23 protein-coding genes, 1 tRNA gene and 1 pseudogene are annotated in these 26,193 nt (G+C 69.4%); 13 read left to right on the top strand and 12 right to left on the bottom strand.

Annotated elements, in window-relative coordinates:
- Nucleotides 1-100 precede the first annotated feature (100 nt).
- Complete coding sequence (locus tag ACQP09_RS16095; RefSeq protein ID WP_433400018.1) at nucleotides 101-313, top strand: DUF4287 domain-containing protein; 213 nt, start codon at nucleotides 101-103, stop codon at nucleotides 311-313.
- A gap of 65 nt (nucleotides 314-378) precedes the next feature.
- Here the strand turns inward: ACQP09_RS16095 and ACQP09_RS16090 are convergent, their stop codons facing one another.
- Nucleotides 379-1,545, bottom strand: a complete 1,167-nt coding sequence (locus ACQP09_RS16090) for a spore photoproduct lyase family protein (RefSeq protein WP_433400015.1) — start codon at nucleotides 1,543-1,545, stop codon at nucleotides 379-381.
- 132 nt (nucleotides 1,546-1,677) lie between these two features.
- Here ACQP09_RS16090 and ACQP09_RS16085 point away from each other — a divergent pair, with 132 nt between their 5' ends.
- The 5 genes from ACQP09_RS16085 to ACQP09_RS16065 all read left to right on the top strand — a co-directional run bounded on the left by ACQP09_RS16085 (nucleotide 1,678) and on the right by ACQP09_RS16065 (nucleotide 7,693).
- Nucleotides 1,678-3,207: a cryptochrome/photolyase family protein gene (locus ACQP09_RS16085; RefSeq protein ID WP_433400013.1), complete on the top strand. Its 1,530-nt coding sequence runs from the start codon at nucleotides 1,678-1,680 to the stop codon at nucleotides 3,205-3,207.
- Nucleotides 3,208-3,520: 313 nt separating this feature from the next.
- Nucleotides 3,521-4,792 carry a lipid II:glycine glycyltransferase FemX gene (locus ACQP09_RS16080; protein ID WP_433400010.1) on the top strand — a complete coding sequence of 424 codons (1,272 nt, stop codon included), beginning with the start codon at nucleotides 3,521-3,523 and terminating at the stop codon, nucleotides 4,790-4,792.
- 137 nt (nucleotides 4,793-4,929) lie between these two features.
- Nucleotides 4,930-5,613 carry a response regulator gene (locus tag ACQP09_RS16075; protein WP_433400008.1) on the top strand — a complete coding sequence of 228 codons (684 nt, stop codon included), beginning with the start codon at nucleotides 4,930-4,932 and terminating at the stop codon, nucleotides 5,611-5,613.
- Nucleotides 5,610-7,127 (top strand): ATP-binding protein, encoded by a 1,518-nt coding sequence (locus tag ACQP09_RS16070; protein ID WP_433400005.1) that lies wholly within the window; start codon nucleotides 5,610-5,612, stop codon nucleotides 7,125-7,127. The genes ACQP09_RS16075 and ACQP09_RS16070 overlap by 4 nt, the downstream gene beginning before the upstream one ends.
- Entirely contained in the window at nucleotides 7,124-7,693 is a 570-nt protein-coding gene (locus ACQP09_RS16065) for a hypothetical protein (RefSeq protein WP_433400002.1), read from the top strand. Before ACQP09_RS16070 ends, ACQP09_RS16065 begins: the two co-directional genes overlap by 4 nt.
- A gap of 114 nt (nucleotides 7,694-7,807) precedes the next feature.
- On the opposite strand, the gene ACQP09_RS16060 is transcribed toward ACQP09_RS16065, so the two are convergent.
- The 3 genes from ACQP09_RS16060 to ACQP09_RS16050 all read right to left on the bottom strand — a co-directional run bounded on the left by ACQP09_RS16060 (nucleotide 7,808) and on the right by ACQP09_RS16050 (nucleotide 12,155).
- Entirely contained in the window at nucleotides 7,808-10,324 is a 2,517-nt protein-coding gene (locus tag ACQP09_RS16060; protein ID WP_433399999.1) for a PA14 domain-containing protein, read from the bottom strand.
- Nucleotides 10,325-10,515: 191 nt separating this feature from the next.
- A complete protein-coding gene (locus ACQP09_RS16055; RefSeq protein ID WP_433399996.1) occupies nucleotides 10,516-10,854 on the bottom strand; it encodes a thioredoxin family protein in 339 nt (112 codons plus the stop codon).
- Between the two features lie 161 nt (nucleotides 10,855-11,015).
- Nucleotides 11,016-12,155 carry a PucR family transcriptional regulator gene (locus ACQP09_RS16050; RefSeq protein ID WP_433399993.1) on the bottom strand — a complete coding sequence of 380 codons (1,140 nt, stop codon included), beginning with the start codon at nucleotides 12,153-12,155 and terminating at the stop codon, nucleotides 11,016-11,018.
- A 132-nt stretch (nucleotides 12,156-12,287) separates the two neighbouring features.
- On the opposite strand from ACQP09_RS16050, the gene ACQP09_RS16045 reads away from it, so the two are divergent.
- The 3 genes and pseudogenes from ACQP09_RS16045 to ACQP09_RS16035 form a co-directional block, all read left to right on the top strand.
- Entirely contained in the window at nucleotides 12,288-13,298 is a 1,011-nt protein-coding gene (locus ACQP09_RS16045) for a ferredoxin reductase (RefSeq protein ID WP_433406614.1), read from the top strand.
- Between the two features lie 7 nt (nucleotides 13,299-13,305).
- Nucleotides 13,306-14,424 (top strand): fatty acid desaturase family protein, encoded by a 1,119-nt coding sequence (locus ACQP09_RS16040; protein WP_433399991.1) that lies wholly within the window; start codon nucleotides 13,306-13,308, stop codon nucleotides 14,422-14,424.
- Between the two features lie 378 nt (nucleotides 14,425-14,802).
- Nucleotides 14,803-14,958, top strand: a pseudogene (locus ACQP09_RS16035) (alpha/beta fold hydrolase); the annotation flags it as partial.
- 382 nt (nucleotides 14,959-15,340) lie between these two features.
- On the opposite strand, the gene ACQP09_RS16030 reads toward ACQP09_RS16035, so the two are convergent.
- From ACQP09_RS16030 to ACQP09_RS16015, 4 genes are all read right to left on the bottom strand, one after another.
- Complete coding sequence (locus ACQP09_RS16030) at nucleotides 15,341-15,664, bottom strand: hypothetical protein (RefSeq protein ID WP_433399988.1); 324 nt, start codon at nucleotides 15,662-15,664, stop codon at nucleotides 15,341-15,343.
- Complete coding sequence (locus tag ACQP09_RS16025; RefSeq protein ID WP_433399986.1) at nucleotides 15,661-16,026, bottom strand: hypothetical protein; 366 nt, start codon at nucleotides 16,024-16,026, stop codon at nucleotides 15,661-15,663. Before ACQP09_RS16025 ends, ACQP09_RS16030 begins: the two co-directional genes overlap by 4 nt.
- 28 nt (nucleotides 16,027-16,054) lie before the next feature.
- Entirely contained in the window at nucleotides 16,055-16,249 is a 195-nt protein-coding gene (locus ACQP09_RS16020; RefSeq protein ID WP_024490776.1) for a type II toxin-antitoxin system Phd/YefM family antitoxin, read from the bottom strand.
- Nucleotides 16,250-16,409: 160 nt separating this feature from the next.
- Nucleotides 16,410-16,483: transfer RNA gene (locus ACQP09_RS16015), tRNA-Gly, on the bottom strand.
- A gap of 480 nt (nucleotides 16,484-16,963) precedes the next feature.
- Here ACQP09_RS16015 and dcd point away from each other — a divergent pair.
- Complete coding sequence (gene dcd, locus ACQP09_RS16010) at nucleotides 16,964-17,539, top strand: dCTP deaminase (protein ID WP_003967584.1); 576 nt, start codon at nucleotides 16,964-16,966, stop codon at nucleotides 17,537-17,539.
- A 6-nt stretch (nucleotides 17,540-17,545) separates the two neighbouring features.
- Complete coding sequence (locus ACQP09_RS16005) at nucleotides 17,546-18,046, top strand: phosphoribosyltransferase (protein WP_401365960.1); 501 nt, start codon at nucleotides 17,546-17,548, stop codon at nucleotides 18,044-18,046.
- An 88-nt stretch (nucleotides 18,047-18,134) separates the two neighbouring features.
- On the opposite strand, the gene ACQP09_RS16000 is transcribed toward ACQP09_RS16005, so the two are convergent.
- The 4 genes from ACQP09_RS16000 to ACQP09_RS15985 all read right to left on the bottom strand — a co-directional run bounded on the left by ACQP09_RS16000 (nucleotide 18,135) and on the right by ACQP09_RS15985 (nucleotide 23,106).
- Nucleotides 18,135-19,127, bottom strand: a complete 993-nt coding sequence (locus ACQP09_RS16000) for a Yip1 family protein (RefSeq protein ID WP_433399981.1) — start codon at nucleotides 19,125-19,127, stop codon at nucleotides 18,135-18,137.
- Between the two features lie 138 nt (nucleotides 19,128-19,265).
- Nucleotides 19,266-19,997 (bottom strand): hypothetical protein, encoded by a 732-nt coding sequence (locus ACQP09_RS15995; protein WP_433399979.1) that lies wholly within the window; start codon nucleotides 19,995-19,997, stop codon nucleotides 19,266-19,268.
- Between the two features lie 125 nt (nucleotides 19,998-20,122).
- Nucleotides 20,123-22,405 carry a heterodisulfide reductase-related iron-sulfur binding cluster gene (locus ACQP09_RS15990; RefSeq protein WP_433399976.1) on the bottom strand — a complete coding sequence of 761 codons (2,283 nt, stop codon included), beginning with the start codon at nucleotides 22,403-22,405 and terminating at the stop codon, nucleotides 20,123-20,125.
- 95 nt (nucleotides 22,406-22,500) lie between these two features.
- A complete protein-coding gene (locus ACQP09_RS15985) occupies nucleotides 22,501-23,106 on the bottom strand; it encodes a sugar transferase (protein WP_433406613.1) in 606 nt (201 codons plus the stop codon).
- 552 nt (nucleotides 23,107-23,658) lie between these two features.
- Here ACQP09_RS15985 and dnaK point away from each other — a divergent pair.
- Both dnaK and grpE read left to right on the top strand, forming a co-directional pair.
- A complete protein-coding gene (gene dnaK / locus ACQP09_RS15980) occupies nucleotides 23,659-25,512 on the top strand; it encodes a molecular chaperone DnaK (RefSeq protein WP_432151009.1) in 1,854 nt (617 codons plus the stop codon).
- Complete coding sequence (gene grpE / locus ACQP09_RS15975) at nucleotides 25,509-26,159, top strand: nucleotide exchange factor GrpE (protein ID WP_432151010.1); 651 nt, start codon at nucleotides 25,509-25,511, stop codon at nucleotides 26,157-26,159. The genes dnaK and grpE overlap by 4 nt, the downstream gene beginning before the upstream one ends.
- The last annotated feature ends 34 nt before the right edge of the window (nucleotides 26,160-26,193 follow it).

Here is a 26,193-nt window from a genome sequence, read left to right as displayed (position 1 = left end):
CTCAGTGCGGCGGGACCGATGACTTCTCCGTCCGCCACCAGTCATACCCGTCAGACAGACACGCACCGATCCTCCGAACCGAACAGACGGGACACACCCCATGAGCGCCGCCGTGAAGGGCCCTGCCAGCTACTTCCCCGCCATCGAGAAGAAGTACGGTCGCCCGGTCGCCGAGTGGAAGGAGCTGATCCGCTCCTCGCCGCTGACCAAGCACATGGAGCTGGTCAACTGGCTCAAGACCGAACACGCCCTGGGCCACGGCCACGCCAACGCCCTCGTCGCCCACACCCTCGCGGAGGCCGACGACCACTAGGGCCTGTCGTCAAACTGCCGCCTGCCGCGCGACGCCTGGCACGCACGCTCGAACGTGTCCGGCGCTCAGAACGCGTACCGGATCCGCAGCCACGGCGCGTGCTCGCCGATCAGCTCCCGCAGCCGCGCGAGGGCGTCGCGCTTGACCTCGCGGGCGTAGCGCACATTGACGGCGCCGTTCTCCGAGCGTTTCGCCTCCTGCGCGGCCGGCTGCCACAGCACCTCCTCGGCCCGGGGGTGCCAGCCGAGGTTGACCTCGTGGAGCTGCTGGTTGTGGGTCAGCATGATGATCTCGGCGGCCGCCTGCGCCTTCACCCGGCCGGGCAGGACATCGTCCAGGTGCTCCAGCAGCCCGGCCCAGTCCCGCTGCCAGCCGGGCCGCAGCACCACGGGTGAGAGGTTGAAGTGGACCTCGTACCCCGCGTCCAGGAAGTCGGCGGCGGCCGCGATGCGTTCCGCGACCGGGCTGGTACGGAGGTCCAGCAGCCGGGCGTCCTGGGGCGGCATCACCGAGAACCGCACCCGGGTGCGGCCGCGCGGATCCAGCGCCAGCAGATCCGGGTTGACGAACTTCGTCGCGAACGAGGCCTTGGCGGTGGGCAGTTCGCGGAACGCGGCGATGAGGTCGGCGGTGTTGTCGCAGATCAGGTCGTCGACCGAACAGTCGCCGTTCTCGCCGATGTCGTACACCCAGGCGTGCGGATCGCACTGGTTGGGCTCCGGCTTGGGCCCCTGTGCCCGTACATGACGCCGTACGTGGGCGGTGATCGCCTCGATGTTGGTGAAGAGCGTGATCGGGTTGGCGTACCCCTTGCGGCGCGGGACGTAGCAGTACGCGCACGCCATGGCGCAGCCGTTGGAGGCGCCGGGCGCGATCCAGTCGGCCGACCTGCCGTTGGGCCGGGTGGTGAGGGACTGCCGGACGCCGAGGACCAGGGTCTCGGTCTTGATCCGGGTCCAGCGGCCGATGTTGCCCTCGTTGCCGTGGAGGGAGGGGATGCGCCAGTGGCCGGGCACCTCGGTGACGGGGACGCCGGGCAGCCGCGCCAGGATCTGCCGGCCGCGCGGCGAGTCGAGCGCGGCGGGCTCCGCGTAGACCTCCCGTACGTCGAGCATCCGCCGGGCCCGCGCGCTGTCCCGGAACCCGCGGTCACGGTTCGGCGGGTCGGCGGGTACCGCCTCCTCCCAGCCGAAGAGCGCCTGCTGCTCGGGCTCTCCGGAAGGCTGGTTCACGGGCTCGACCCTACGGCGGTGGCCGAGGGGAGGGACGCGACGGGCTCGCGACGGAGTGTCGGCCTCCGCATACGGGCGGAGGCTGCCAGCATCGTCGGGGCCGACCACCGGAGCTGAGAGGCGGCCCTCCCCATGGCACCACGCCCCCACTGGCTGTTCGGGGACCAGTTGGGCCCGCACTTCCTCGACCCGCGCCACGGCGGCCCGGACGACAAGGCTCCGGTGATCATGATCGAGGCGCGTTCGGTGCTGCGCCGGCGCCGCTTCCACCGCGCCAAGGCGCACCTGGTCCTCTCGGCGATGCGGCACCGCGCGGCCGAGCTCGGCGACCGGGTCACCTACGTCCGGGCCGAGACGTACACGGAGGGCCTGGAGAAGGTACGAGGACGGCGTGCACCGGACCCCTTGACCGTCCGCCACCCCACCTCACGCCGGGCGCTGGAGTTCGTGAACGGCCTGGAGGACGTGGAGGTCCTCCCCGCGAAGGGCTTCCTGGTGAGCCACGACGACTTCGCGGAGTGGGTGGGGAGAGACAAGGGGAAGGGCAGCGGGCAGTCCCTGCGGCTGGAGGGCTTCTACCACTGGGTGCGCGAGCGGCACGACCTGCTGATGGACGGCGACGGCCCGGCCGGCGGGCGGTGGAACCTGGACCACGACAACCGCGAACCGCCGCCGCGCTGCCAGGAGACCCTTGATGTGCGGGGGCCCTGGCGGCCGAGCGAGGACGAGATCGACGACGAGGTCCGCCGCGACCTGGACCGCTGGGAGCGCGACGGCGAGGTCTCCTTCGTCGGCCGGGACGGCCCGCGCGGCTTCCCGGCCACCCGGCGCGAGGCCCGTACCGCGCTCCGCCACTTCGTCGCCCACCGCCTGTCCGGCTTCGGCCGCCACGAGGACGCGATGCTGGCCGCCGACCCGGTGCTGAGCCACAGCCTCCTCTCCGTACCCCTGAACCTCGGCCTCCTGGACCCGGCGGAGTGCGTGGAGCCGGCGGAACAGGCGTACCGGGAGGGCGAAGCGCCGCTCAACAGCGTCGAGGGCTTCGTACGACAGATCGCGGGCTGGCGCGAGTACGTCTGGCACCTGTACTGGCACTTCGGCGAGGAGTACCGCCACCGCAACGCGCTGCGCCACACCGCTGCGCTGCCGGACTGGTTCCTGGACCTGGACGCCGACGCGGTCACCGCCAACTGCCTCTCCACGGTCCTGGCCCAGGTACGGGACACCGGCTGGACCCACCACATCCCGCGCCTGATGGTGCTCGGCAGCCGCGCGCTCCAGGACGGCTGGGACCCGGCGGCCGTCACCGACTGGTTCCACCGCTGCTTCGTCGACGGCTACGACTGGGTGATGCTGCCGAACGTGGTCGGCATGTCCCAGTACGCGGACGGCGGCCGGATGACGACCAAGCCGTACACCTCGGGCGGCGCCTACATCAACAAGATGAGCGACTTCTGCGCCCCGTGCGCCTACCGTCCCACCGACCGCACCGGCGACCAGGCCTGCCCGTACACCGCCGGCTACTGGTCCTTCCTCCACCGCCACCGCACCCGCCTCGCCGCCAACCACCGCACGGCCCGCGCGGTGAAGGGCCTGGACCGGCTCAAGGACCTGCGGGAGCTGCTGGAGGAGACATCGGAACGCGGCGACACGCCGCCCTGACCGGACCGGCGGCGGCAGGCGCGGCCCTTAGTGCGGTGCGCTCCGGACCGGCCGTCGGCGGCGACCTTGCCGGCGAGCCGCACGACGGCGGTACGTATGCGGGACGAGTCAGCGATGCCGTGACCGCGGAGCCGGAAAACCTCAGGTCGGACGCGCCGGACCAGTGTGACGGCGACTGGTGGGAAACGGTCATGGTCCGGTCACATGCGCCGCGCGGTGCGGTCATCAACCGCTGTGAGCATCCTCCGCATCCCCGGGAAGACCCCGGGGCCCGTCCCGGCCGACAGGTTCCGGGAGAAGGAGAGGCCAGACCGTGTCAGCACTGCTCGTGCCGTCGTCGTCCAGCCCCGCGCGCCGGCCCCGGAACCGGGATGCGGCCCCGCGAACCGCACCCCGTCACCGGGACGCGGCCCTGCGGACCATCACCACCGGGACGTACCGCGCCTTCCTCGCGTCCCCCGCCGGCGAGGCTCTCGGCGCCGGCTTCCTCCAGTGCCCGTCCTGGGCCGCGGTCAAGGAGGGCTGGCGCGCCCAGCTGCTCGGCTGGGGGCCGGACCCGGAGGCGGGTGAACTGACCGGCGTGGCACTGGTGTTGCTGCGGCAGTTCCCCGGCACCCGTAAGTACTTCGCGTACCTCCCCGAAGGCCCCGTCGCCGACTGGAGCGACCCCGGCATCGACGCCTGGCTCGTCCCGCTGCTGGAGCACCTGCGCCGCACCGGCGTCTTCGCCGTACGCATCGGCCCGTCGCCGGCGTACCGCCGCTGGAGCGCGGCCCGGCTCAAGCAGCTCACCGGCCCGGGCCGCCGTCTGGCCGACGTCCTGGCCACCGAGGTGGACCCGCTCGGGACCGCCGTCGCCGAGCGGCTGCGGGCCCGGGGCTGGCGCCGCTGCGGCGACGCGACCGGCGAGAACGACGGCGGGGGCGGGACCGCCGGGGCCGGGACGGGGACCGGTGACGCCCAGCCCCGGCACGTCTTCCAGGTGCCGCTCGCCGGACGCACGACCGAGGACCTGTGGTCCGGGCTCAACCAGGAGTGGCGCCGCAATGTGCGCCGGGCCCGGAAGGAGGGCGTGGAGGTGGTGGTGGGCAGCGCGGCGGACCTGCCCGAGTTCTGCCGGCTGCTCGCGCTCACCGAGCGGCGCGACGGCTTCCGCCTCGGCCGCTCGCTCGCCTACTACGAGCGCCAGTACGCCGCGCTCAACGCCGAGGAACCGGGCCGGATGAAGCTGTACCTGGCCCGCCACCAGGGCGAGATCCTGGCCGCCCACACGATGATCACGGTGGGCCGCCGGGCCTGGTACCAGACCGGCGCCTCGGCCGACCACCGCCGTGAGGTCCGGCCCTCCAACGCCCTGCAGTGGCGGATGCTGCTGGACGCCCACGCGCTCGGCGCGGACGTCTACGACATGCGCGGGGTACCCTCCACTCTCGATCCGGGCGAACGCGCGTACGGATTGCTGCGGTGGAAGCTCGGCACCGGCGGGCAGGTCGTCGAGACCTTGGGGGAGTGGGAGAGACCGCTGGGCGGCAGCGCCAACCACGCGCTGCACCGCGCCTTCCAGGCGTACCTGAAGCACCGCTGAAGCGACCGGTGCCCGCCGGCCACGGCTCGGCGAACCAACCGGCCGCCTCCTGCGTGTACGCCGACGAGTCCACGCCTCCTGACCCACCGCGGGCTCCACCACCGCAACCCCGTCCCATCACCCAGGGAGACCCGCCCATGCCCCGCGTGCTCCTCGTCGAGGACGATCCCGCCGTGCGCGAGGGGGTCGAGCTCGGTCTGCGCCGCCGCGGCCACGACGTACGGACGGCCGGAACCGGCGAGGCTGGTCTCGCCGCACTGGCCGAGTTCCGACCCGATCTGCTGCTCCTCGACCTGATGCTGCCCGGCATGAACGGCGTACAGGTCTGCCGGCAGGTCCGTGAGCACAGCCAGCTGCCGATCATCATGCTCACCGCGCGCGGCGACGACTTCGACGTGGTCATCGGCCTGGAGGCCGGCGCCGACGACTACATTGTCAAGCCCGCCCGCCCCGAGGTGATCGAGGCCCGGATCCGTGCCGTACTGCGCCGCATGGACGACAGCGGCCCGGGCCGTCCGGCGATCGAGGTGTACGGCGAACTCACTATCGACCGGGTCGGGTTGACGGTCACCAAGGCGGGCCGGCCCCTGTCACTGGCCCCTTCCGAGCTGAGGCTCCTGCTGCACCTGTCCGCCGCGCCGGAGCAGGTGTTCAGCAGACAGCAACTCCTGGAGAACGTCTGGGAGCACACGTTCCACGCCGATGCCCGGCTGGTCGACGCCTGCGTCGCCCGGCTGCGCGGCAAGATCGAGCACGAGGTCGGCAGCCCCCGCTACGTCCAGACGCTGCGGGGCTTCGGCTACCGCTTCGGCCCGCTGTGACCAGGCCCTTCCGCCGGCGCGGCAGCGGACCACCACCCGGGCCCACGGAGCACGAGCGCACGCGCATCCGGGCGTTCGGCCTCCGCACCCGCCTCCTGGCCGCCTTCCTCCTGGTCGCGGTCGTCAGCGCGGGCACGACGTCCGCGCTGACCTACCGCGAGGCCCGCAACGCGCTGCTGAAGACCGCGCAGGACACGGCGGTCTCGACGTTCCGCGAGCAGGTCCAGCAGACGGGCTACGGCCTGCCGGTCCAGGGCGAGGGCCTGGAGGAGGTCCTGCGCGACCTCGCCCGCAAGGGCAAACCGCGCCCTTGGGTGGTGTTCGCCGAGTACGGGTCGGTCCGCGCCTCCTCCGGCGAGAACCCCGTCTCCACCGTCATCACCCCAGGACTGCGCCGGGCCGCGCTGGCCGACCCGTACGGCAGTTTCGAGCGGGTCGTGAAGGACGGCGTCCCGTACCTGACGATCGCGATGCCCACGGTCTTCCGGACCGGCCCGTACAGCACGCTCCGCAGCGGGCTCGTCCTGTACGCCGTCATGCGGATGACCGACGAGCAGGTCAACGTCGAGGCCCTCCTCCGCGCCGCCCGCGACGGCGCCCTGCCGGGCCTCGCCATCGCGCTGGTACCCGGCCTGTTCGCCGCACGCAGTGTGCTCCGCCCGGTACGGGAGCTGCGCCGGGCGGCCAGGAACATGGGCAGCGGAAAGCTGGACACCCGGATAGCGATACGAGGCAACGACGAACTGGCAGACCTGGCCAGCACGTTCAACGAATCGGCGGCTCAACTGGAGGACTCGGTCCACGAATTGCGCGAGGCGGAGGCGCGCGCCCGCCGCTTCGCCTCCGACGTCTCGCACGAACTGCGCACCCCGCTCGCCGGAATGCTCGCCGTCACCGAGGTGCTCGACGAGGACGCGGACCGCCTGGACCCCGACACGGCCCGTGCGGTCCGGCTGGTCAGCACCGAGACCGGGAAGCTCGCCGTACTCGTCGAGGACCTGATGGAGATCTCCCGCTTCGACGCCCGCGCGGCCGAGCTGAACGCCGACGAGGTCGACGTGGCCGAGGCCATCCGCAAGACCCTCCAGAACCGGCACTGGCACGAGGACGACCGCGTCCGCACCGAACTCCCCGCCGGCATCCGGGCCCGCCTCGACCCGCGCCGCTTCGACGTGGTGATCGCCAACCTGGTCGGCAACGCCCTGCGGCACGGCGGCGCGCCGGTCACGGTGGGCCTGCGGACCGGCGAACGCCCGAAGGGGACACCCGTACTGATAACGGAGGTCACGGACCGGGGCCCCGGCATCCGCCCCGAGTCGATCCCGTACATCTTCGACCGCTTCTACAAGGCCGACGCGGCCCGTACCCGCTCGGCGGGCAGCGGGCTGGGCCTGGCCATCACGCAGGAGAACGTCCACCTGCACCGCGGAACGATCCGCGCGGGGAACCGGCCCGACGGCGGCGCGGTCTTCACGGTGGAGATCCCGCTCCACGCCGAGGAGGCCACCACATGAGCCGCACGTGTGCGGCGGCGCTGACCGTCGCGGCCGCCATACCGCTGCTGGCCGGCTGCGGCATCCAGGAGACGGACGTCATCGAGGCGGGCGGCCCCGCGACCGTCGAGGCCTTCTACAACCGCGAAGACGACATGCTGCTCTTCTTCCACACCGCTGACGGAGACCTGACCCCGGTGATCCGGACGGTCAGAACACCGTCGACGGAGTTCGGCTCGTCCTCCGTGGACCCGGACGCGCCCGACACGACCCCGGGGCCGCCCCCGACGGAGAAGACCGTCCTGGCCCTCCTGGCCGGCCCCCAGGAACAGGACACCGCCGCAGGCCTGACCACAGCCCTTCCCCGCGCCCACGACGGCCAGACCGTCACGGTGGAAGCAGCCACCGACAACAGCCTCACGACCACCCTCCCCCTGCCCCTGAAGGCCCTGACCCCCACGGCCCTACGCCAACTGACCTGCACGATCGCCTACAGCCGGGCGCCCGACGGCCGGATCACCGTCAGACTGACGGGCAACGACGACGCGTCGACGACCGCCACCTGCGACCTCGCCGGCGGCGGGTGAAGACCTACCACCGCGCCGCACAGTCCTCCGACGAGACCTCCGCGACAGCTGCGGCCCTGATGCATGCCTCTGCCTCCCCGCCGACTTGCGAAGCAGGCGGCAAGGGTTCCGGGCTCACACGTAGGAGCCCCTGGCCAACGAGTAGTGTGCAACGGCGCCCGGTGTGCCGTCGGCGAGGGTTCCGGTGATCCGGAAGTGCGATGTCTCGCCGAGCGGCAGGCGCGCAACGGCGCGGTAGCGGCGGCCCGGGGCCACCGCCATGGAGGCGACCGGTTCGTACGTCCTGGTGGCTGTGTTCCAACGCTCGACCCGGTAGTCGGTGATGTCGGAGCAGGCAGCCTCGCCGGTGCAGACCCACTCCATGGCGCCGGTCATGGACACGTCGTCGGGTTCGAAGACGGTGAGCGCCCCGGAGTTTCCGCCGAGCGCGTCCTCGGGCCTGCTGTCGAGTTCGGTGGTGGTGACGGTGGGGGCCAGACCGAGGTCGATGTGGTTGCCCCACTCGTCGATCGCCGTGACGAGGAAGGTGACCGTCTGGCCAACAGCCGGTCCGGCGCACAGCATCGCGTTCGGCTGGGCGAGCTTGTCCGAGGAGACGGCGTCGGAGCACCCGTCGCTGTCATAGCTGATGCTGCCGTCCGGCCGTCGTACGACGCGGGCGGCGGCATAGTGCAGGCCACTCTCGGCGGGGGCGTCCCAGCTCAGTACGGTGCCGTCCGCGCGCGGAGTCGCGGTCAGGCCGGTGAGCGCGGGCGGGGGAACGGTGTCGGGGGTCACTGAATCCGGCCTGGACATCGGCGACGCGTTGCCGGCGGCGTCGGTCACCATGGCGGCATAGGTGTAGGTGGTGCCGTCGAACGCCGGCAGTTTGTCGATGTACCTGTAGACCGACGTGGGCGACGACTCCTGCGACATTCTGCCGATGAGTTGGGGGCTGGCGCCGAGGGTGTCACCCGTGGAGCGGTAGACGCTGATGGTGCCGCCGATCTTCATCTCCTCCTGGGTCCGCACGTCCCATTGGATCTTCAGGGAACTCGGGGTGTCGGCCATGTGGGACACCGAGATGGCGGGTGCGGACGGGACGACGGTGTCGACCGGGTTGACGGTCAGGAAGGGTGTGCCCTCGGACTCGTTTCCGGCGCGGTCGGTGACGCTGATGTAGTAACGGATGGGCCTGCCGTTGCGGGGCAGTCCGGTATCGGTCCGGGTGGTCTTGTCGGTGACGAACATGGGGACCCAGCCACCCGCTGCGTGCTCCCGCCAGACCCAGTAGTTGGCGAGGTCCATCTCCCTGTTGGGCGCCCAGGAGAGGGTGGCGGAGTCGGTGCGCTTGTCGTACACCACCTTCGCCCCGGTGGGTGCCAGTGGCGCGACGCGGTCCACGGTGGTGCCGGTGCGGGGTGTGTAGGCGAACTTGACGGCGGCGGTGCCGGTCCAGTTGGCGTAGTCGATGCGGAGGGTGTGGGTTCCCTTGGGGATGGTGAGGTTGACGGTCTTGGTGACGGTGGTGGTGCCGTTCTTCCAGAGGTCGATCTTGCGTGTGCCGTCGAGGTAGACGCGGATGCCGTCCTGGCCTGAGGCGGTGAAGGTGAAGGGGCCGCCGGAGCCGAAGTCGCGGGTGATCTGCCATCGGACACCGAAGTTGTCCTTGCCGACGCCGGAGACGCCGGGCGAGTTGGTGCCCCAGTTCTCGTTGATCGCGGTGTCGGTGTCGGTGCGCTTGGGGGTGCCGGCGAAGTTGGTCGTGGCGAAGTACTGGCGCAGGAAGGCCGGGTTGCCGGTGACCGAGACATCGGCGGTTCCCGTGGAGGTGTTGCCCGACTTGTCGACGGCGCGGACCTCGTAGAGGTGGGTGGTCGTACCGGCGGTGGTGTCGGTGAAGGTCGTGCCGGTGACCTTGGCGATGGGGCTGCCGAAGGAGGCCTGGCCGGGGGTACGGCGGTAGACGCGGTAACCGGCTGTGTCCATCTCCTTGTTCGCCGACCAGCGCAGGACGTTCCGCTTGGCGTCGGCGTTCCGTGCGATCGACAGTCCGGTGGGTGCCAGTGGCGCGACGCGGTCCACGGTCGCCCCGGTGCGCGGTGTGTAGATGAACTTGACGGCGGCGGTGCCGGTCCAGTTGGCGTAGTCGATGCGGAGGGTGTGGGTTCCCTTGGGAATGGTGAGGTTGACCGTCTTCTTGACGGTGGTGGTGCCGTTCTTCCACAGGTTGATCTTGCGTGCGCCATCGAGATAGACGCGGATGCCGTCCTGGCCTGAGGCGGTGAACGTAAAAGGGCCGCCGGAGCCGAAGTCGCGCTTCATGCTCCATCGGACCCCGAAGTTGTCCTTGCCGACGCCGGAGACACCGGGCGATTTGGTGCCCCAGTTCTCGCTCACCGCTATGTCACAGTTCGTATGCTTCGGTGTGCCCGAGAAATTGGTATTCGGGAAGAACTGCCTGGTGTAGGTGTTTGTCGCGCACGGCGCCGCTGCCGACGTCGGCGAGGTGAGGCTCGCGACCAGACCGCCCGTCAGCGTGACCACCACCACGGTGGCGATAGCCGGACGAAATCCTCCAACACTGCTCACTGAGTCCCCTTTTGGACACCTGACCGCCCCGCAGGCAGTCGTACGGGATGGAAGATTCATGAGAGTGCCCTGGAGTTGTACGGCCAAGCGATATTGCGTCGCTTCGGGCGGCGGGGCATGCACGCATCGGCCCGGGTCAATGCGCACGACCTCGAACCGCTCTGCGGTGGTGAGGCGGGAGATGGGCTGCCACCGCCCGCGTCCGTTTCGAACGCGACGAGAAGCGGCGGCCCGGGTGCCTCAGCGGCCGCTCAGAGGTGAACGTCGAGGAACGTCCGTACCTCGTCGATGGTCATAGGTCCCGTGCTGTGCGCCACCGCCGCTCCCTCCTTCAGCAGGAGGCAGGACGGGGCTCCAGTGATCCCGTACCGCTCGGTTGCCGCCGGGCAACGCGTGATGTCGGTGCGGACGACCGTCAGGCGGCCCGTGTAGGCGGCGGCGATGTCGCCCACGACGACATCCATCACCCGACAGGGCTCGATTGCCTTGGGCCATGCCCCGGTGAAGTACGCGAGAACCGGAACCTCGCTTCTCCCGAGGATGAAACTGAACTCCGCGTCCTCACGAGGTCGGTGAACCAGCTTTTTCATGGGAGCTCCTGACCTCACGTTTCGTACTCCATCCCATCATCCCTTGCGTGGTGTGCCAGGTCGGCTCCGGCCGGTCGTCCGGCCGACTGCAGGGAGGGAGGCAGGTGTACGGGCCGCCGCAGGACGGCGGTGGCCCCTGGGGCGAGCGGCCCGACGCCGTGTCACGACGACCGGAGACCGACCGCCAGCGTCAGTTCAAGGACCCGGTGTGGTGATGCGAGATCGGGAAACAGCTCCCGCAGCTGCGACATCCGGTATCGGACCGTCTGGGGATGGACGAACAACGCCGCCGCGACCTCGTCCCGCCTGCCCTGGTGCAGCAGCCACGCTCGCAACGTCTCCTCCAGCCGTCGTGCGGTTGCGGCAGGCAGGGTCTGCAACGGTGCGAGGGCCCGGGCTCGCAGGTCTGCGTACGCGTCCACGTCGGCGCTGAGCACCAGGTCGGGCAGGTGGTCCTCGGTGTCGCGAATGTCGGAGGAAAGGGAGCGCGCGCGTAGGGCGCGTGCGTACGAGGCGGACGCGTGGGTCCACGGCCGGGCCGGGCCGACCACGGCGGCGCGGTCGGTCAGCTGCCGCAGGAGACGTGATCGGTCGGCATCGGGGACGAGGAGCACACCGGTGGCATCCGGCAGATCGTCGAGTACGAGGGTGCTCGGGTCGAGTGTCCGGTAGGCAGGCCGGGCCTGGGCGGCGGGCAGCAGGACGGCGGTCAGCGAAACCGGAGGCTGCCACCCGGCCCGCTGACCGGAGGCCAGCAGCACGTCCGGGCTGGCGCCGGCGAGGAGGTCGCGGGCCAGGTGTTCCAGGTGGCGCTCGTGGGCTCTGCCCCGGGCGGCCAGTTCGTCGGCGTGGCCCGCGGCGCTCGCGGCGGAGAGCTCGTCGATGTAGGCGAAGGTCAGCTCGGCGAACTTCGCGACCTCGGCGGCGGGCAGACCCGCGGGTACGGCACCCGCTGCCAGACATCGCCAGGCGACCCGGGCGCCGACGCGGTAGGCGCTGAGCAGGGCGTCCATCGAACGGCCGTCGCGCACCTCGCCGCGGCCCAGCTCGTAGGCGGCGTCCCCGGCGTCGCCGCCTGTGGCATGCCCGCTCGCAAGGTCCAGGTAGTGCCCCAGGGCGGTGCGGACGGCTCTGCGGATGGTGGCGCCCATGCGGCCCGACAAGGCATGGGCGTAGGAAGGAACCTCGTCCATGATCGCCTGGACGACTTCGTCGGCGGTGGTCTTCAGTGCGGCCCGAAGGGCGGTGACCGTCGCCTCATCCAGGGTCAGTTCGCTGGCCCTCCGGATTGCATAGCTCATTTTTTTGTTCCCTGCGAACAATTCAGTCGACCAGATTTACGTCCTGTGGTCAGGACTTTACGCCTGGAGGCGCAGCAAGCTGGAGTCATGACGAGTACAGCCCTCCGCGGCAGGGCGTGGAAACTGCTGGAGATGGTCACGACACCGCTCCTGCCGTCGGACTATCTCGACCTGGTCAGCCCGCTCCGTACCGGCGCTGACCTGCGGGGGCGCATCGAGGCCGTGCACCCCGAGACGCGTGACGCCGCGACGGTCGTGATCAGGCCGGGACGGGCGTGGCGCGGCCACACAGCCGGCCAGTACGTGAGGATCGGGGTCGACGTCGACGGAGTGCGCCTGTGGCGTGCCTACTCCATCACCTCGCCGACGAACCGCCGGGACGGCCGCATCACGATCACCGTGAAGGTGATCCCGGACGGCAAGGTCAGCAACCACCTGGTCCGCGGGGCGAAACCGGGCACGCTGATCCAGCTCGACCAGGCGACCGGTGACTTCGTCCTGCCGCGGGCCAGGCCCGCCAAGGTGCTCTACCTGACGGCCGGCAGCGGCATCACGCCCGTGATGGGCATGCTGCGCGACACCGAACTCGACGACGTCGTCATGGTCCACTGCGCGCCACAGCCTCAGGACGTGATCTTCCGCGAGGAACTGCACAGCCTGGTCGCGGACAAGAAGCTTCGGCTCACCGAGGTGCACACCGACACCGACGGCAAGCTCGACATCGCCCGTCTCCAGGAACTCGTACCCGACTGGGCCGAGCGCGAGACCTGGGCCTGCGGGCCCGCAGGTCTGCTCGACGCCGCCGAAGAGCACTGGACCGAGCAGGGCGTCCAGGAACGCCTGCACACCGAACGGTTCCGCGCGGGCATCATCGTCGCCGGCGAAGGCGGCGAGGTCACGTTCAGCGCCACCGGCAAGACCATCGACGCGGACGGCGCCACGCCGTTGCTCGACATCGGCGAGGAGGTCGGCGTGCTCATGCCCTCCGGGTGCCGTATGGGCATCTGCTTCGGCTGCGTCACGCCGCTCAAGGCCGGCGCTGTCCGCGACCTGCGCACCGGCGAGATCACCGAGGCCGAGCCGGGCGTCCTCATCCAGACCTGTGTGTCCGCCGCGGCGGGCCCCTGCGACATCGAACGGTAGGAGCACCTTGACCGCCATCGACCCCACCGCCCACCTGACCGCGGAGCAGATCGAGGAACTGGGCCGCGAGCTGGACGCCATCCGCGACGAGGTGATCGCCGACCGCGGCGAGAAGGACGCCGCCTACATCCGTAAGGTCATCTCGGCGCAGCGCAAGCTGGAGCTGGTCAGCAGAGGTGTGCTGCTGTTCTCGATCTTCCCGCCCGCGTGGCTGATCGGCACCGCCGGGCTGTCCGTGGCGAAGATCATGGACAACATGGAGATCGGCCACAACGTCCTGCACGGCCAGTGGGACTGGATGCGGGACCCGAAGATCCACTCCACCACCTGGGAGTGGGATCACGTCTCGCCGTCCGATCAGTGGAAGCACTCGCACAACGAGCTGCACCACACGTACACCAACGTGATCGGCAAGGACAACGACCTCGGCTACGGCATCATGCGCGTCGACGAGGACCAGAAGTGGCACCCCTTCCACCTCGGCCAGCCGCTGTGGAACTTCCTCAACGCCTGTTTCTTCGAGTACGGCATCGCCGCGTACGACCTGGAGCTCGGCAAGAACCTCCACAAGCGCCGCCGCAAGAACCCGGAGTTCCGCGCGCGGGCCAAGGCGGTGGGCCGCAAGATCCGCAAGCAGGTGCTCAAGGACTACGTGATCCACCCCCTGCTGTCGGGCCCCTCGTTCCTCACCACACTCGCCGCCACGTTCACCGCGAACCTGGTCCGCAACCTCTGGACCCACTCGGTGATCATGTGCGGGCACTTCCCCGAGGGCGTACAGGTCTTCGAGCGCCGGTCGATCACGGGCGAGACGCGCGGCCAGTGGTACCTGCGCCAGATGATGGGCTCGGCGAACATCAGCGGCAGCAAGGCCATGCACTTCATGACCGGCAACCTCTCGCACCAGATCGAGCACCACCTCTTCCCGGACCTGCCGAGCAACCGGTACGCCGAGGTCGCGGTGAAGGTGCGCGCGCTGTTCGAGAAGTACGAGCTGGAGTACGTCACCGGCCCGCTGCCCAAGCAGGTGTTCTCCGCGTGGCACAAGGTCTTCCGGCTCGCACTGCCGAACAAGCGGCCCAAGGTCGGAGCACCGGACCGCGAGCAGGACCTCGTCGCCGCCTGACTCCCGGCCGCACCTCATGCCCTTGGTGATGTCGCTGCTGCGACACGACGGGCCTACTCGGGCAGTGGAATTCCCTGCTGCCCGGGTCCTACAGCTTGGTGAGCGCACGCCGGGCAGCAACTGAGTGGGAGCTTCTCTCCGGCTTCTACGACAAGCCCACAGCGGATGAGAAGGGCGACGAGGCGGGACTATGACTTCAGGAAGACCGGATGGAGCAGCACTCTGTACGGCTGCGCCGCCGGTTCGCTCCTCGACTGCTCCGCAGACGGCACGGAGAAGGGAAGCACAGCGCTGAACGCTCTGATTACACAGTGCCTGCTGTATTGAATGATGGATGCCCCCCGATGGACGAAGGGCCAGCCGGGCGCTCTCGGCCCAGCCCGCCACCCGCACAGGGTGCGCGCCCCTTTTCTCGGTTGCACGTCCCCCGGTGGACCGCACGGCATCGAACGGGACAGTGTCGTGAGCAGGTCGCTGGTACAAGCACGTCCGGGGGCGGCGCGGCAGGCCCTTCTTGAGCTGATGTACACCCCGGCTGAGAAGGTGGCGGAGGACGGACGGTCTGTGCGAGGAAGCCGGTCGGCGACATCCGCATTCCGCTCCGGGTCAACAAGAAAGCCCCGGGCGGCTGGCCTGGGGCTTTTTCGTGGGGCGGGTGACGAGAATCGAACTCGCGCTCTGAGCTTGGGAATCAGCGGTGCTTGGGCTGCCAGAGGGACCCTGGACTGGTGTTTTTTGGCGGGCAGGTGGATAGGACCCTGTCTCTGAGAGCCGTATGTGACCGCTGTTGTCCGCTCTGCTGGGCACGGATGCGGCACGTCGACTGTGGGGCATCAGTCTGAGGTTCTGTGCTGGAGCGGGTGACGGAAACGGAACGGGAGCCACCTGTGCTGCAGACGCACCAGTGGCGCAGGTGTCAGGCCCAAAAGGCTTCGGTGACGACGATCTGGGGATCGGCGTGGCGCCGCATGAAGGTGTAGATGAGCCAGCCGCGTCCGCCGGCCAGGTCCACGATGTGGGGGCCGCCGGGGCTTGTGGAGGCCAGAGGTCGGACGGTCATCCAGTGCGGGAGCGAGGCATCGGCGTCGATTCCTCGGAAGTACGGGTCTTCGGCCGTGATCAGTTCCGCACGGGCACTCATGATCAGGTCACTGCCTTCGGCGGGCATGTTCTGGAAGTCGTGCTGCGCCTGCTTCGTCCAGTCCATTTGCCAAGGCGGCCGGGGTGGTCCGTCGATCACTCTCCGGGCTTCCTTTCGGCGGCCTCGTGCCGGAGGCGGCTGTACTCCTCCAGGAGCCGAAGGGACTCCTCGGGGTCCTCGGACTTGGCGGCGCGGGCTTCGAGGTCGCGAAGGTGTGAGTCGAGGACAGGATTCCGGGCGATGGCGTACTGCGTCCACCACAGGCGCATGAAGGCGGGCACGGGCGTGATGCTGAAGGCGTCGCCGATGACGCGCTTCCAGTGCGCCTCAAAGTCCGGGAGGAGGTGCGGAGTGTGCTCCTGAATGGCCAACCGAAGTGCTTGAGGCGTGCGTTCGGGCATGGGCGGCAACCGCAGGGGTTCCCCCTCGTACCCATCGAAGTGGAGTGCGTGGGCGGGCATGGTTGGTGCTCCTTGGTGTGGGGGTGGGTCAGGCCGCCTCGTGTCGGTCCTCGTGTGGCTGGCGCCCGCGGGCCATCTGCTCGAACCACTCGGCCGGCACCAGGTAGGCGACCGTCTTTCCCTTGCGGGTGATGGCAGCGGCCTCGCCGGCGATCCGGGTCCGGTCCAGGATCTCGCCCATCCCCTTGCGCAGGTCGATGGTTGTGTACGTCTTCGTCTCCATATGCTGAAGCATATAGCAACTATCATAGTTGACATACGTGCCCGTGGGGTGCGACGGCTGGAAGAAACCAACGGGCACGTCGGGAGCAGAGTGGGCGCGGGGTGCCTGATCGGGCTCGTGGCAACGAAGAAGCCCCGGCCGCTGGCCTGGGGCTTTCATGTGGAGCGGGTGACGAGAATCGAACTCGCGCTCTGAGCTTGGGAAGCTCATGTTCTACCATTAAACTACACCCGCGAAGCGCGCTGACGATCCGCGCTGCATCGTCACACACTGTACCCCATGCCAGGCCCCCGGTGGATGAGCCGTGGGGCCTGACTGCGTCGGGGGTCAGGGTGTGGGTGGGGTGGACGCGGTTGTGGTGGGCGGGAGTTGAGGGCGTAGCGTGAGTGGGCGGAGTGCCGCTTGTGGTGGCGTCCTGTTCATCCCCTAATGTGGCTTTCTCGTCCATGTGTGGTTGGGGAAGGGACTTGATGGAGTCGATGGAGCGCACCGTCGTCCGCTGTGCCGAAGGGCATGTTTTCGCTACCTCGTCGTTCCCGATGCAGCAGCTCGGGGCCGACCGGATCGGGCCGGGGCGGTTGATCCGGTGTCCCCGGTGCGCCCGGTTGCGGCAGGCCGTGCCTGTGGGGTTCGAGAAGCGGTAGGGGTAAGGGCGGAAGGCACGGGCGCCGGTCCGGTTGGGGCGGGCTCGTGGCTTCTGCGTATCCTCGGGGCGTGCTTCTCTCAGACAAGGACATCCGGGCCGAGATCGACGCCGGGCGAGTCCGTATCGATCCGTACGACCCTTCGATGGTGCAGCCGTCGAGCATCGACGTGCGGCTGGACCGCTACTTCCGGGTGTTCGAGAACCACCGGTACCCGCACATCGACCCGGCCGTCGAACAGCCCGACCTCACGCGCACCGTCGAGCCCGAGGGCGATGAGGCGTTCATCCTGCACCCCGGCGAGTTCGTGCTGGCGTCCACGTACGAGGTGATCTCTCTCCCCGACGACCTGGCCTCGCGGCTGGAGGGGAAGAGTTCGCTCGGGCGGCTCGGTCTGGTGACGCACTCGACCGCCGGGTTCATCGACCCCGGGTTCTCCGGGCACGTGACCTTGGAGCTGTCGAACCTCGCGACCCTCCCCATAAAGCTCTGGCCGGGGATGAAGATCGGGCAGCTGTGTCTGTTCAAGCTGACCTCGTCCGCCGAGTTCCCCTACGGCTCCGAGCGGTACGAGTCGCGGTACCAGGGGCAGCGGGGGCCCACGGCCTCACGGTCGTTCCAGAACTTCCATCGGACGCAGGTGTGATCAATCGTGGCCAGTGACGTGCGGGAAAACCTTACCTACGAGGGCTTCGGGCGGGCCGTGCGCGAGTTGGCGCAGGCCGTCGCCGACGACGGCTATGAGCCTGACGTGGTGCTGAGCATCGCTCGCGGCGGTGTGTTCGTCGCCGGCGGGCTCGCCTACGCCCTCGACTGCAAGAACATCCACCTCGTCAACGTGGAGTTCTACACCGGGGTCGGCACCACCCTGGAGATGCCCGTCATGCTGGCGCCCGTCCCCAACGCGATCGACTTCTCGCAGAAGAAGGTCCTGATCGCGGACGACGTCGCCGACACCGGCAAGACCCTCAAGCTCGTCCATGACTTCTGCGTCGACCACGTCGCCGAGGTCCGCAGCGCCGTCATCTACGAGAAGTCCCACTCCCTCGTGAAGTGCGAGTACGTGTGGAAGAAGACCGACCAGTGGATCAACTTCCCCTGGAGCGTCGAGAAGCCTGTTGTTCGGCGGGACGGGCAGGTTCTGGACGCGTGATTCCTCCTCGTGGGGAGTGCGCCCTTAGATGAGAAGGCCCCCGCGAGCGCAGGACGCGCTCGCGGGGGCCTTCCCAACGCTCAGCGCCTCAGATCGTGCCCAGCTTGATGATCGACAGCAGCGCCAGCAGCTGGATCGCCGACGCGCCCAGCGCCTTCGGCCACGGCAGGTCGTGCGACTTGCTCACCATCGACGTGAACAGTGCGCCGGCCGCCAGCCAGGTCAGCCAGCCCATGATCTGGACCAGGGAGTTCTCGCCGCCCAGGAAGACGGCGAAGACCAGCCTCGGGGCGTCCGTGATCGACATGATCAGCATCGACAGGCCCACCGTCGGCTGCCACGAGCCCGTGCCGCCGAGCTGGCGGGCCAGGGCGTTGGTCACCGCGCCGAGGACCAGGCCGCCGATGACGAAGCCGACGCCGGTGAAGAGGACGTACGGGATCGCCGTCGAGATCGTCGCGTTGATCGCCTCGTCGCGTGCCTGGTCGAAGCCGAACAGCGCGAGCAGGCCGTAGAGGAACGTGACGATCAGCGCCGGGCCCCAGACCGCGTAGTCCCGCATCTGCCAGAACGTCGGGCCGGGGCGCGTCACGATGCCGGTCAGCAGCGCCTTCCACGGCAGCCGCGGGCCGGCGGGCTGGGCGGGGGCGGAGCCGGCGCGGTAGGTGTTGCCGTCGCCGTACGGGTCGTCGATGCTGAACGCCTGCGTGTGACCCGGGTTGTTGGCGTACGGGTCGTGGGGCGCGGGGCCGCCGGCGTAGGGGTCGCCGAAGTACTCCGGCTCGCCGTGCCCGCCGCGCGTCCCGTTGTGGCCCTGCCCGTGCCCGCCGTAACCGCCCTGCCCGTGCCCGCCGTGCCCGCCCTGCCCGTGCCCGCCGCCCGGATGGCCGCCGCCGTTGTTGTACGGGGTGCCCTGCGGCGCTCCTCCGTACTGCGGGGGCGCCGCGCCTCCTGCCGTCGGCCACGGCTGAGCTCCGTACGGCGGCTGTGGTGCCTGCCCTCCGTACGGCTGCTGCCGCTGCTGCTGCGGTTGTTGCGGGGTGCGGTTGTCCCGGCCGCGTCCGATCCTGAATCCAGCCACCCATCGAACGTACCTGGTCCCCGGTGGCAGGGGGTGTGGCCCGGCGAACCCGTGTGCCATTGCGGCCGAGCTGTGACATCCCCTAGGGGGCGTAGGAGGGTGAGTTCAGGGGTCTGCGGAAGGCGGCTCCCGGGCGGCTCAGGGGAGGAACAGCGTCGTGGAGAACGTCAGGACCGGGTCGTCCGTGCTGCCCGCCGCGTACAGCGCGATCAGGTCCTCGCGTTCGCCTCGGTACGTCCGTACCACCGTGTCGGTCGCCTTCTTGTCGCCGTCGAAGTCGCCGCGGGCCAGGAGCGTGGTGCGGGTGGTGCCCTTGGTGCCCTTCGTACGGAGCGGGGCCTCCGGGAGGTCCTCCGCCGGGATGCGTCCGGTGACCGCCCTGCCGGCCAGGCCGTCCGGTGAGCCGAAGAGGATCTGGAGCGGGACGGGCGGGGCGCCGACGCCGTTGTACGGGGGGTCGGTGGAGACGATCAGGTCCGTGAAGCCGTCCCGGTCCAGGTCGCAGGCGGCCTCGGCGTCGAACGCGGCGGGCAGCGTGTCGCCGGACTTCGCCGCGTTGGCGCGGGCGTTCAGCAGCCGGCGGGCGGCCGGGGCCAGGGGGCTGTCCTCGGTGCCGTACACGATGCCTTGGCCCGCGTCGTCGCCGTGCAGGGGTCGGCGGCCGAGGAGCTGTCGCAGGCCGTGAGTACGAGCAGCAGACCGGCGAGGGCGGCCGCGGCCTTGGTGGTGGCCGTCGCCGCTGCCTTCGGGTGCGGGATGCGTGTGCGCACGGGCCCTCGTCCGTTCGTCGTACGTGTTCGTGGTGCGGCTGCCGTCCGGGCGCGGGGCCGGTCCCGGCACCGCCACATGATGCTCCAGATGCGTCCGCATGCTCCAGACTCGTCCGCGCGTACAGGTCCGGGATCACACGCTCCGCCCGCGGCCCCCGGCACGGAAAGAGCGGCCGGTCCTGCCCCCGAGGCAGGTCCGGCCGCTCATCACGCCGATGCGTTACGTCACTTTGCCGGTTCGGGCTCCGGTGCGTCCACCTGCTCCGGGTCGCCGGTCGGGTCGACGGGCGTCTTCACGGACTCCAGGAGGAGCTGCGAGACGTCCACGACCTGGATGGACTCCTTGGCCTGGCCGTCGTTCTTCTTGCCGTTGACCGAGTCGGTCAGCATGACGAGGCAGAACGGGCAGGCCGTCGAGACGATGTCCGGGTTGAGGGCGAGGGCCTCGTCGACGCGCTCGTTGTTGACGCGCTTGCCGATCCGCTCCTCCATCCACATCCGGGCACCACCGGCGCCGCAGCAGAAGCCGCGCTCCTTGTGGCGGTGCATCTCCTCGTTCCGCAGACCGGGGACCTTCGCGATGATCTCGCGCGGCGGGGTGTAGATCTTGTTGTGACGGCCCAGGTAGCACGGGTCGTGGTACGTGATCAGGCCCTCGACCGGGGTCACCGGGATCAGCTTGCCCTCGTCGATGAGGTGCTGGAGCAGCTGCGTGTGGTGGATGACCTCGTACTCGCCGCCGAGCTGCGGGTACTCGTTGGCGATCGTGTTGAAGCAGTGCGGGCAGGTCGCGACGATCTTCTTCGACGACTTGGGCTTCTTCGTCTCCGGCTCGACGTTGCCCTCTTCGTCGAAGGACTCGCCGTACGCCATGTTCAGCATCGCGACGTTCTCTTGGCCGAGCTGCTGGAAGAGCGGCTCGTTGCCCAGGCGGCGGGCGGAGTCACCGGTGCACTTCTCGTCGCCGCCCATGATCGCGAACTTGACGCCCGCGATGTGCAGCAGCTCCGCGAAGGCCTTGGTGGTCTTCTTGGCCCGGTCCTCCAGGGCGCCCGCGCAGCCGACCCAGTACAGGTAGTCGACCTCGGTGAGGTCCTCGACGTCCTTGCCGACGATCGGGACCTCGAAGTCGACCTCCTTGGTCCACTCCACGCGCTGCTTCTTGGCCAGCCCCCAGGGGTTGCCCTTCTTCTCCAGGTTCTTGAGCATCGTGCCCGCCTCGGACGGGAACGCGGACTCGATCATCACCTGGTAGCGGCGCATGTCGACGATGTGGTCGATGTGCTCGATGTCGACCGGGCACTGCTCGACGCAGGCGCCGCAGGTGGTGCAGGACCACAGCACGTCCGGGTCGATGACGCCGTTCTCCTCGGCGGTGCCGATCAGCGGGCGCTCGGCCTCGGCGAGGGCGGAGGCGGGGACGTCCTTGAGCTGCTCCTCGGTGGCCTTCTCGTTGCCCTCCATGTCCTTGCCGCCGCCGGCCAGCAGGTACGGCGCCTTGGCGTGCGCGTGGTCGCGCAGCGACATGATCAGGAGCTTCGGCGAGAGCGGCTTGCCGGTGTTCCACGCGGGGCACTGCGACTGGCAGCGGCCGCACTCGGTGCAGGTGGAGAAGTCGAGGATGCCCTTCCAGGTGAACTGCTCGACCTGGGAGACACCGAAGGTGTCGTCGTCGCCCGGGTCCTCGAAGTCGATCTCCTTGCCGCCCGACGTCATCGGCTGGAGCGCGCCGAGCGCGACCTCGCCGTCGGCGTTCCGCTTGAACCAGATGTTCGGGAAGCCGAGGAAGCGGTGCCAGGCGACACCCATGTTGGTGTTGAGCGAGACCGTGATCATCCAGATCAGCGAGGTGCCGATCTTGATCATCGCGGTGAAGTAGATGAGCGTCTGGAGCGTGCCGATGCTCAGCCCCTTGAAGGCGAGGACCAGCGGGTACGACACGAAGTACGCGGCGCCGTAGCTGTCGACGTGGTGGATCGCGCCCTCAAGGCCGCGCAGCGTGAGGATCGCGAGGCCGATGATCAGGATGATGTACTCGACGAAGTACGCCTGCCAGGCCTTCGAGCCGGTGAAGCGCGACTTGCGGCCGGCCCGGGACGGCAGGTTCAGCAGCCGGATCACCATCAGCGCGACGATGCCGACGACCGTCATCAGGCCGATGAACTCGATGTACATCTCGAACGGCAGGAACGTGCCGATGATCGGCAGCACCCAGTCCGCCTGGAAGAGCTGACCGTACGCCTGGAGCAGCGTCGGCGGCAGCGTCAGGAAGCCGATCGCGACGAACCAGTGGGCGAAGCCGACGATGCCCCACCGGTTCATCCGGGTGTGGCCGAGGAACTCCTTGACCAGCGTGATCGTGCGGGCCTTGGGGTCGTCGGTGCGGCTGCCTGCTGGTACCGGCTGTCCGAGACGGACGAAGCGGTAGATCTGCGCGACGGCTCGGGTGATGAGCGCAACGCCGACGACCGTCAGCACCAGCGACACGATGATCGCGGCGAGTTGCATTTCGGGGCTCCTCGGGCCTGCGAGAGCGGGATCCAGTTACGACTGCCCACTACTACTAAGCAGTAACTTAATTAGTCTGTGCTGACACTATCCACTTAGTCCACCCGGCTGTAGCCGGGCGGGCGGTGATCTGTGTCGCTCAGGTGTGCCTTGGTTGACCGTGCTCTCCCCGGCGTCGTCCGCAGGGTGGTGCGTACGGCTTCCGCGAGGATCGCCAGGTCGAGTACCACTCCATGGTGCTCTGCGTAGTGCTGGTCCAGCAGGGCGGGGTCGTCCCACGGCATGCCGGAGCGGGCCCGTACCTGTGCCGGTCCGGTCAGTCCCGGCCGCAGCTCCTGCCGCCACTGCCGGGCCCCGGGCCACGCCGCGCGCGGGTCGTCCGGGGTCAGCGGAGCCGGTCCTACGAGGGAGAGGTCGCCTCGGACGACGTGCGGCAGCCGGGAGAGCAGGCCGAGCCGGAACCGGCGGGTCCGCAGGGTGCGCAGCGTGAAGACCCGGCCGCCGAGCCCCGTACGGGAACTGCGCTCCCATACGTTCCCGGGGCCCCGGCGGAGTGCGAGGGCGAGGGCTCCCAGGGCGACGGCCGGGGCGGTCGCGATCAGGAGGGCGGTGCCGAGCGTCAGGTCCAGCACCCTTTTGGGCGATGCGCGGAGGGCGAGGCGGTCCGCGAGGTGGCCGGCCCGGTCGGTGAGGCCGGCCAGGTGTGCGGCGGGCCGGGAGGGGAAGTGGCCTCGGGCGGTGCCGGTGGGGTGCGGGGCGTGCCTTCGGGGGGCGGGGGGCTCGGTGGCGTACGGGGGCGAGGGCGGGGGCGGTGGCGGAGCGGGCGGGGGCGTCCGGGGGGCGGCCACGGCTTCGGTCCGGGGCTGGGGCTGCTCCCTCCGGATGTGCTGTTCGTGCCGCCCCTGCTGCCTCTGCCGCTGCTTCTTCCTCTGGTTCTTCTGTCGCACGCGCCGCTGTCTCGCGTTCCGCATCGCGCCCGCCCGGGGTTCGGAGTCCGATGGAGTGCCTATGGAGTGCCTGATGGAGTGCCTGATGGTGTGCCCGTACCAGCCGATCGATGACGGTTGCGCCCGTCTCGCGGCATTTTGTGACAGAACGATCCCACGGTGGGATGGTGGGGCGGGGGAGCGGCGCGATGGTGACGTACATCGGCACTTAAGTTGAGTGGGGTCGACTCAGGTCTGTTGACTCCTGCGCCGGTGTCGTGCATTCTTGAGTCAGATCCACTCAAGTAGTCAGTTGGAGGAATTGAAATGGCACGTGCGGTCGGCATCGACCTGGGCACGACTAACTCCGTCGTCAGCGTTCTCGAAGGCGGCGAGCCCACCGTCATCACCAACGCCGAAGGCGCCAGGACCACGCCGTCCGTCGTCGCCTTCGCCAAGAACGGCGAGGTGCTCGTCGGCGAGGTGGCCAAGCGCCAGGCGGTCACCAACGTCGACAGGACCATCCGCTCCGTCAAGCGCCACATGGGCACGGACTGGAAGATCGACCTCGACGGCAAGAGCTTCAACCCGCAGCAGATGAGCGCCTTCATCCTGCAGAAGCTGAAGCGCGACGCCGAGTCGTACCTGGGCGAGAAGGTGACCGACGCGGTCATCACCGTCCCGGCGTACTTCAACGACTCCGAGCGTCAGGCGACCAAGGAGGCCGGTGAGATCGCGGGCCTCAACGTCCTGCGCATCGTCAACGAGCCGACCGCCGCCGCGCTGGCGTACGGCCTGGACAAGGACGACCAGACGATCCTCGTCTTCGACCTCGGTGGCGGCACCTTCGACGTGTCGCTCCTGGAGATCGGTGACGGCGTCGTCGAGGTGAAGGCCACCAACGGTGACAACCACCTCGGTGGTGACGACTGGGACCAGCGCGTCGTCGACTACCTGGTGAAGCAGTTCGCCAACGGGCACGGCGTGGACCTGTCCAAGGACAAGATGGCTCTCCAGCGTCTCCGCGAGGCCGCGGAGAAGGCGAAGATCGAGCTCTCGTCCTCGACCGAGACCACGATCAACCTGCCCTACATCACGGCGTCCGCCGAGGGCCCGCTGCACCTGGACGAGAAGCTCACGCGCTCGCAGTTCCAGCAGCTGACCTCGGACCTCCTGGACCGCTGCAAGACCCCGTTCCACAACGTCATCAAGGACGCGGGCATCCAGCTCTCCGAGATCGACCACGTCGTTCTCGTCGGTGGCTCCACCCGTATGCCGGCCGTCGCCGAGCTCGTCAAGGAGCTGACCGGTGGCCAGGACGCCAACAAGGGTGTGAACCCGGACGAGGTCGTCGCCATCGGCGCCTCGCTCCAGGCCGGTGTCCTCAAGGGCGAGGTCAAGGACGTCCTGCTCCTCGACGTCACCCCGCTCTCCCTCGGCATCGAGACCAAGGGAGGGATCATGACCAAGCTCATCGAGCGCAACACCACGATCCCGACCAAGCGTTCCGAGATCTTCACGACGGCCGAGGACAACCAGCCGTCCGTGCAGATCCAGGTCTACCAGGGCGAGCGCGAGATCGCGGCGTACAACAAGAAGCTCGGGATGTTCGAGCTGACCGGTCTGCCGCCGGCCCCGCGCGGTGTGCCGCAGATCGAGGTCGCCTTCGACATCGACGCCAACGGCATCATGCACGTCGCCGCCAAGGACCTCGGCACCGGCAAGGAGCAGAAGATGACCGTCACCGGCGGCTCCTCGCTGCCGAAGGACGAGGTCAACCGGATGCGCGAAGAGGCCGAGAAGTACGCGGAGGAGGACCACGCCCGCCGCGAGGCCGCCGAGTCGCGCAACCAGGGCGAGCAGCTCGTCTACCAGACGGAGAAGTTCCTCAAGGACAACGAGGACAAGGTCCCCGCGGACGTCAAGACGGAGGTGGAGACCGCTGTCGGCGAGCTGAAGGAGAAGCTCAAGGGCGAGGACACCGCCGAGATCCGTACGGCCACCGAGAAGGTCGCCGCCGTCTCCCAGAAGCTGGGCCAGGCGATGTACGCCAACGCCCAGGCCGAAGGCGCGACGCCGGGTGCCGAGGCTCCGGGCGACGCCCAGGGCAAGGCCGATGACGATGTCGTCGACGCCGAGATCGTGGACGACGAGAAGGACACCAAGGGCGGTGCGGCGTGACCGAGGAGACCCCGGGCTTCGAGGAGAAGCCCGACGTCCCCTCCGGCGCCACCCCTGATGACGCCGAGCCGAAGGCTGCCGACCCCTCCGAGGAGGAGGCGGCGGCCCCGGCCGGGGACACCGACAAGACCGCCGGCCTGACGGCCCAGCTGGACCAGGTTCGTACGGCGCTCGGCGAGCGCACCGCGGACCTCCAGCGGCTCCAGGCCGAATACCAGAACTACCGTCGCCGCGTGGAGCGGGACCGGGTCACGGTCAAGGAGATCGCCGTCGCGAACCTCCTGTCCGAGCTCCTTCCCGTACTCGACGACGTCGGCCGCGCACGGGAGCACGGCGAGCTGCTCGGCGGCTTCAAGTCGGTCGCCGAATCGCTGGAGACGGTCGTCGCGAAGTTGGGCCTCCAGCAGTTCGGCAAGGAGGGCGAGCCCTTCGACCCGACGATCCACGAGGCCCTGATGCACAGCTACGCGCCGGACGTCACCGAGACGACCTGCGTGGCGATCCTCCAGCCGGGGTATCGCATCGGCGAGCGCACCATCCGCCCCGCGCGGGTGGCCGTCGCCGAGCCGCAGCCGGGCGCCACGCCCGCGGCGGCCAAGGAAGAGAAGACAGACGACGAGGAGAGCGGTGGCACCGAGGAGGTCTGACGACACCACGTCCGACCACCGCGGTGCACACCGA

This window comes from Streptomyces sp. CA-146814, from assembly GCF_050942385.1.
Classification (GTDB): domain Bacteria; phylum Actinomycetota; class Actinomycetes; order Streptomycetales; family Streptomycetaceae; genus Streptomyces.
The sequence above is the reverse complement of the archived record's forward strand: the minus strand, read 5'-3'. Positions and strand labels throughout refer to the sequence as shown.

Bases quoted from the DNA above. Each gene is read 5' to 3' on its own strand.
- ACQP09_RS16095 (WP_433400018.1), top strand. From the start codon at position 101: ATGAGCGCCGCCGTGAAGGGCCCTGCCAGCTACTTCCCCGCCATCGAG.
- ACQP09_RS16085 (WP_433400013.1), top strand. From the start codon at position 1,678: ATGGCACCACGCCCCCACTGGCTGTTCGGGGACCAGTTGGGCCCGCAC.
- ACQP09_RS16075 (WP_433400008.1), top strand. From the start codon at position 4,930: ATGCCCCGCGTGCTCCTCGTCGAGGACGATCCCGCCGTGCGCGAGGGG.
- ACQP09_RS16065 (WP_433400002.1), top strand. From the start codon at position 7,124: ATGAGCCGCACGTGTGCGGCGGCGCTGACCGTCGCGGCCGCCATACCG.
- ACQP09_RS16060 (WP_433399999.1), bottom strand. From the start codon at position 10,324: ATGAATCTTCCATCCCGTACGACTGCCTGCGGGGCGGTCAGGTGTCCA.
- ACQP09_RS16055 (WP_433399996.1), bottom strand. From the start codon at position 10,854: ATGAAAAAGCTGGTTCACCGACCTCGTGAGGACGCGGAGTTCAGTTTC.
- ACQP09_RS16050 (WP_433399993.1), bottom strand. From the start codon at position 12,155: ATGAGCTATGCAATCCGGAGGGCCAGCGAACTGACCCTGGATGAGGCG.
- ACQP09_RS16045 (WP_433406614.1), top strand. From the start codon at position 12,288: ATGGTCACGACACCGCTCCTGCCGTCGGACTATCTCGACCTGGTCAGC.
- ACQP09_RS16025 (WP_433399986.1), bottom strand. From the start codon at position 16,026: ATGCCCGCCCACGCACTCCACTTCGATGGGTACGAGGGGGAACCCCTG.
- ACQP09_RS16020 (WP_024490776.1), bottom strand. From the start codon at position 16,249: ATGGAGACGAAGACGTACACAACCATCGACCTGCGCAAGGGGATGGGC.
- ACQP09_RS15995 (WP_433399979.1), bottom strand. From the start codon at position 19,997: ATGCGGACGCATCTGGAGCATCATGTGGCGGTGCCGGGACCGGCCCCG.
- ACQP09_RS15990 (WP_433399976.1), bottom strand. From the start codon at position 22,405: ATGCAACTCGCCGCGATCATCGTGTCGCTGGTGCTGACGGTCGTCGGC.
- dnaK (WP_432151009.1), top strand. From the start codon at position 23,659: ATGGCACGTGCGGTCGGCATCGACCTGGGCACGACTAACTCCGTCGTC.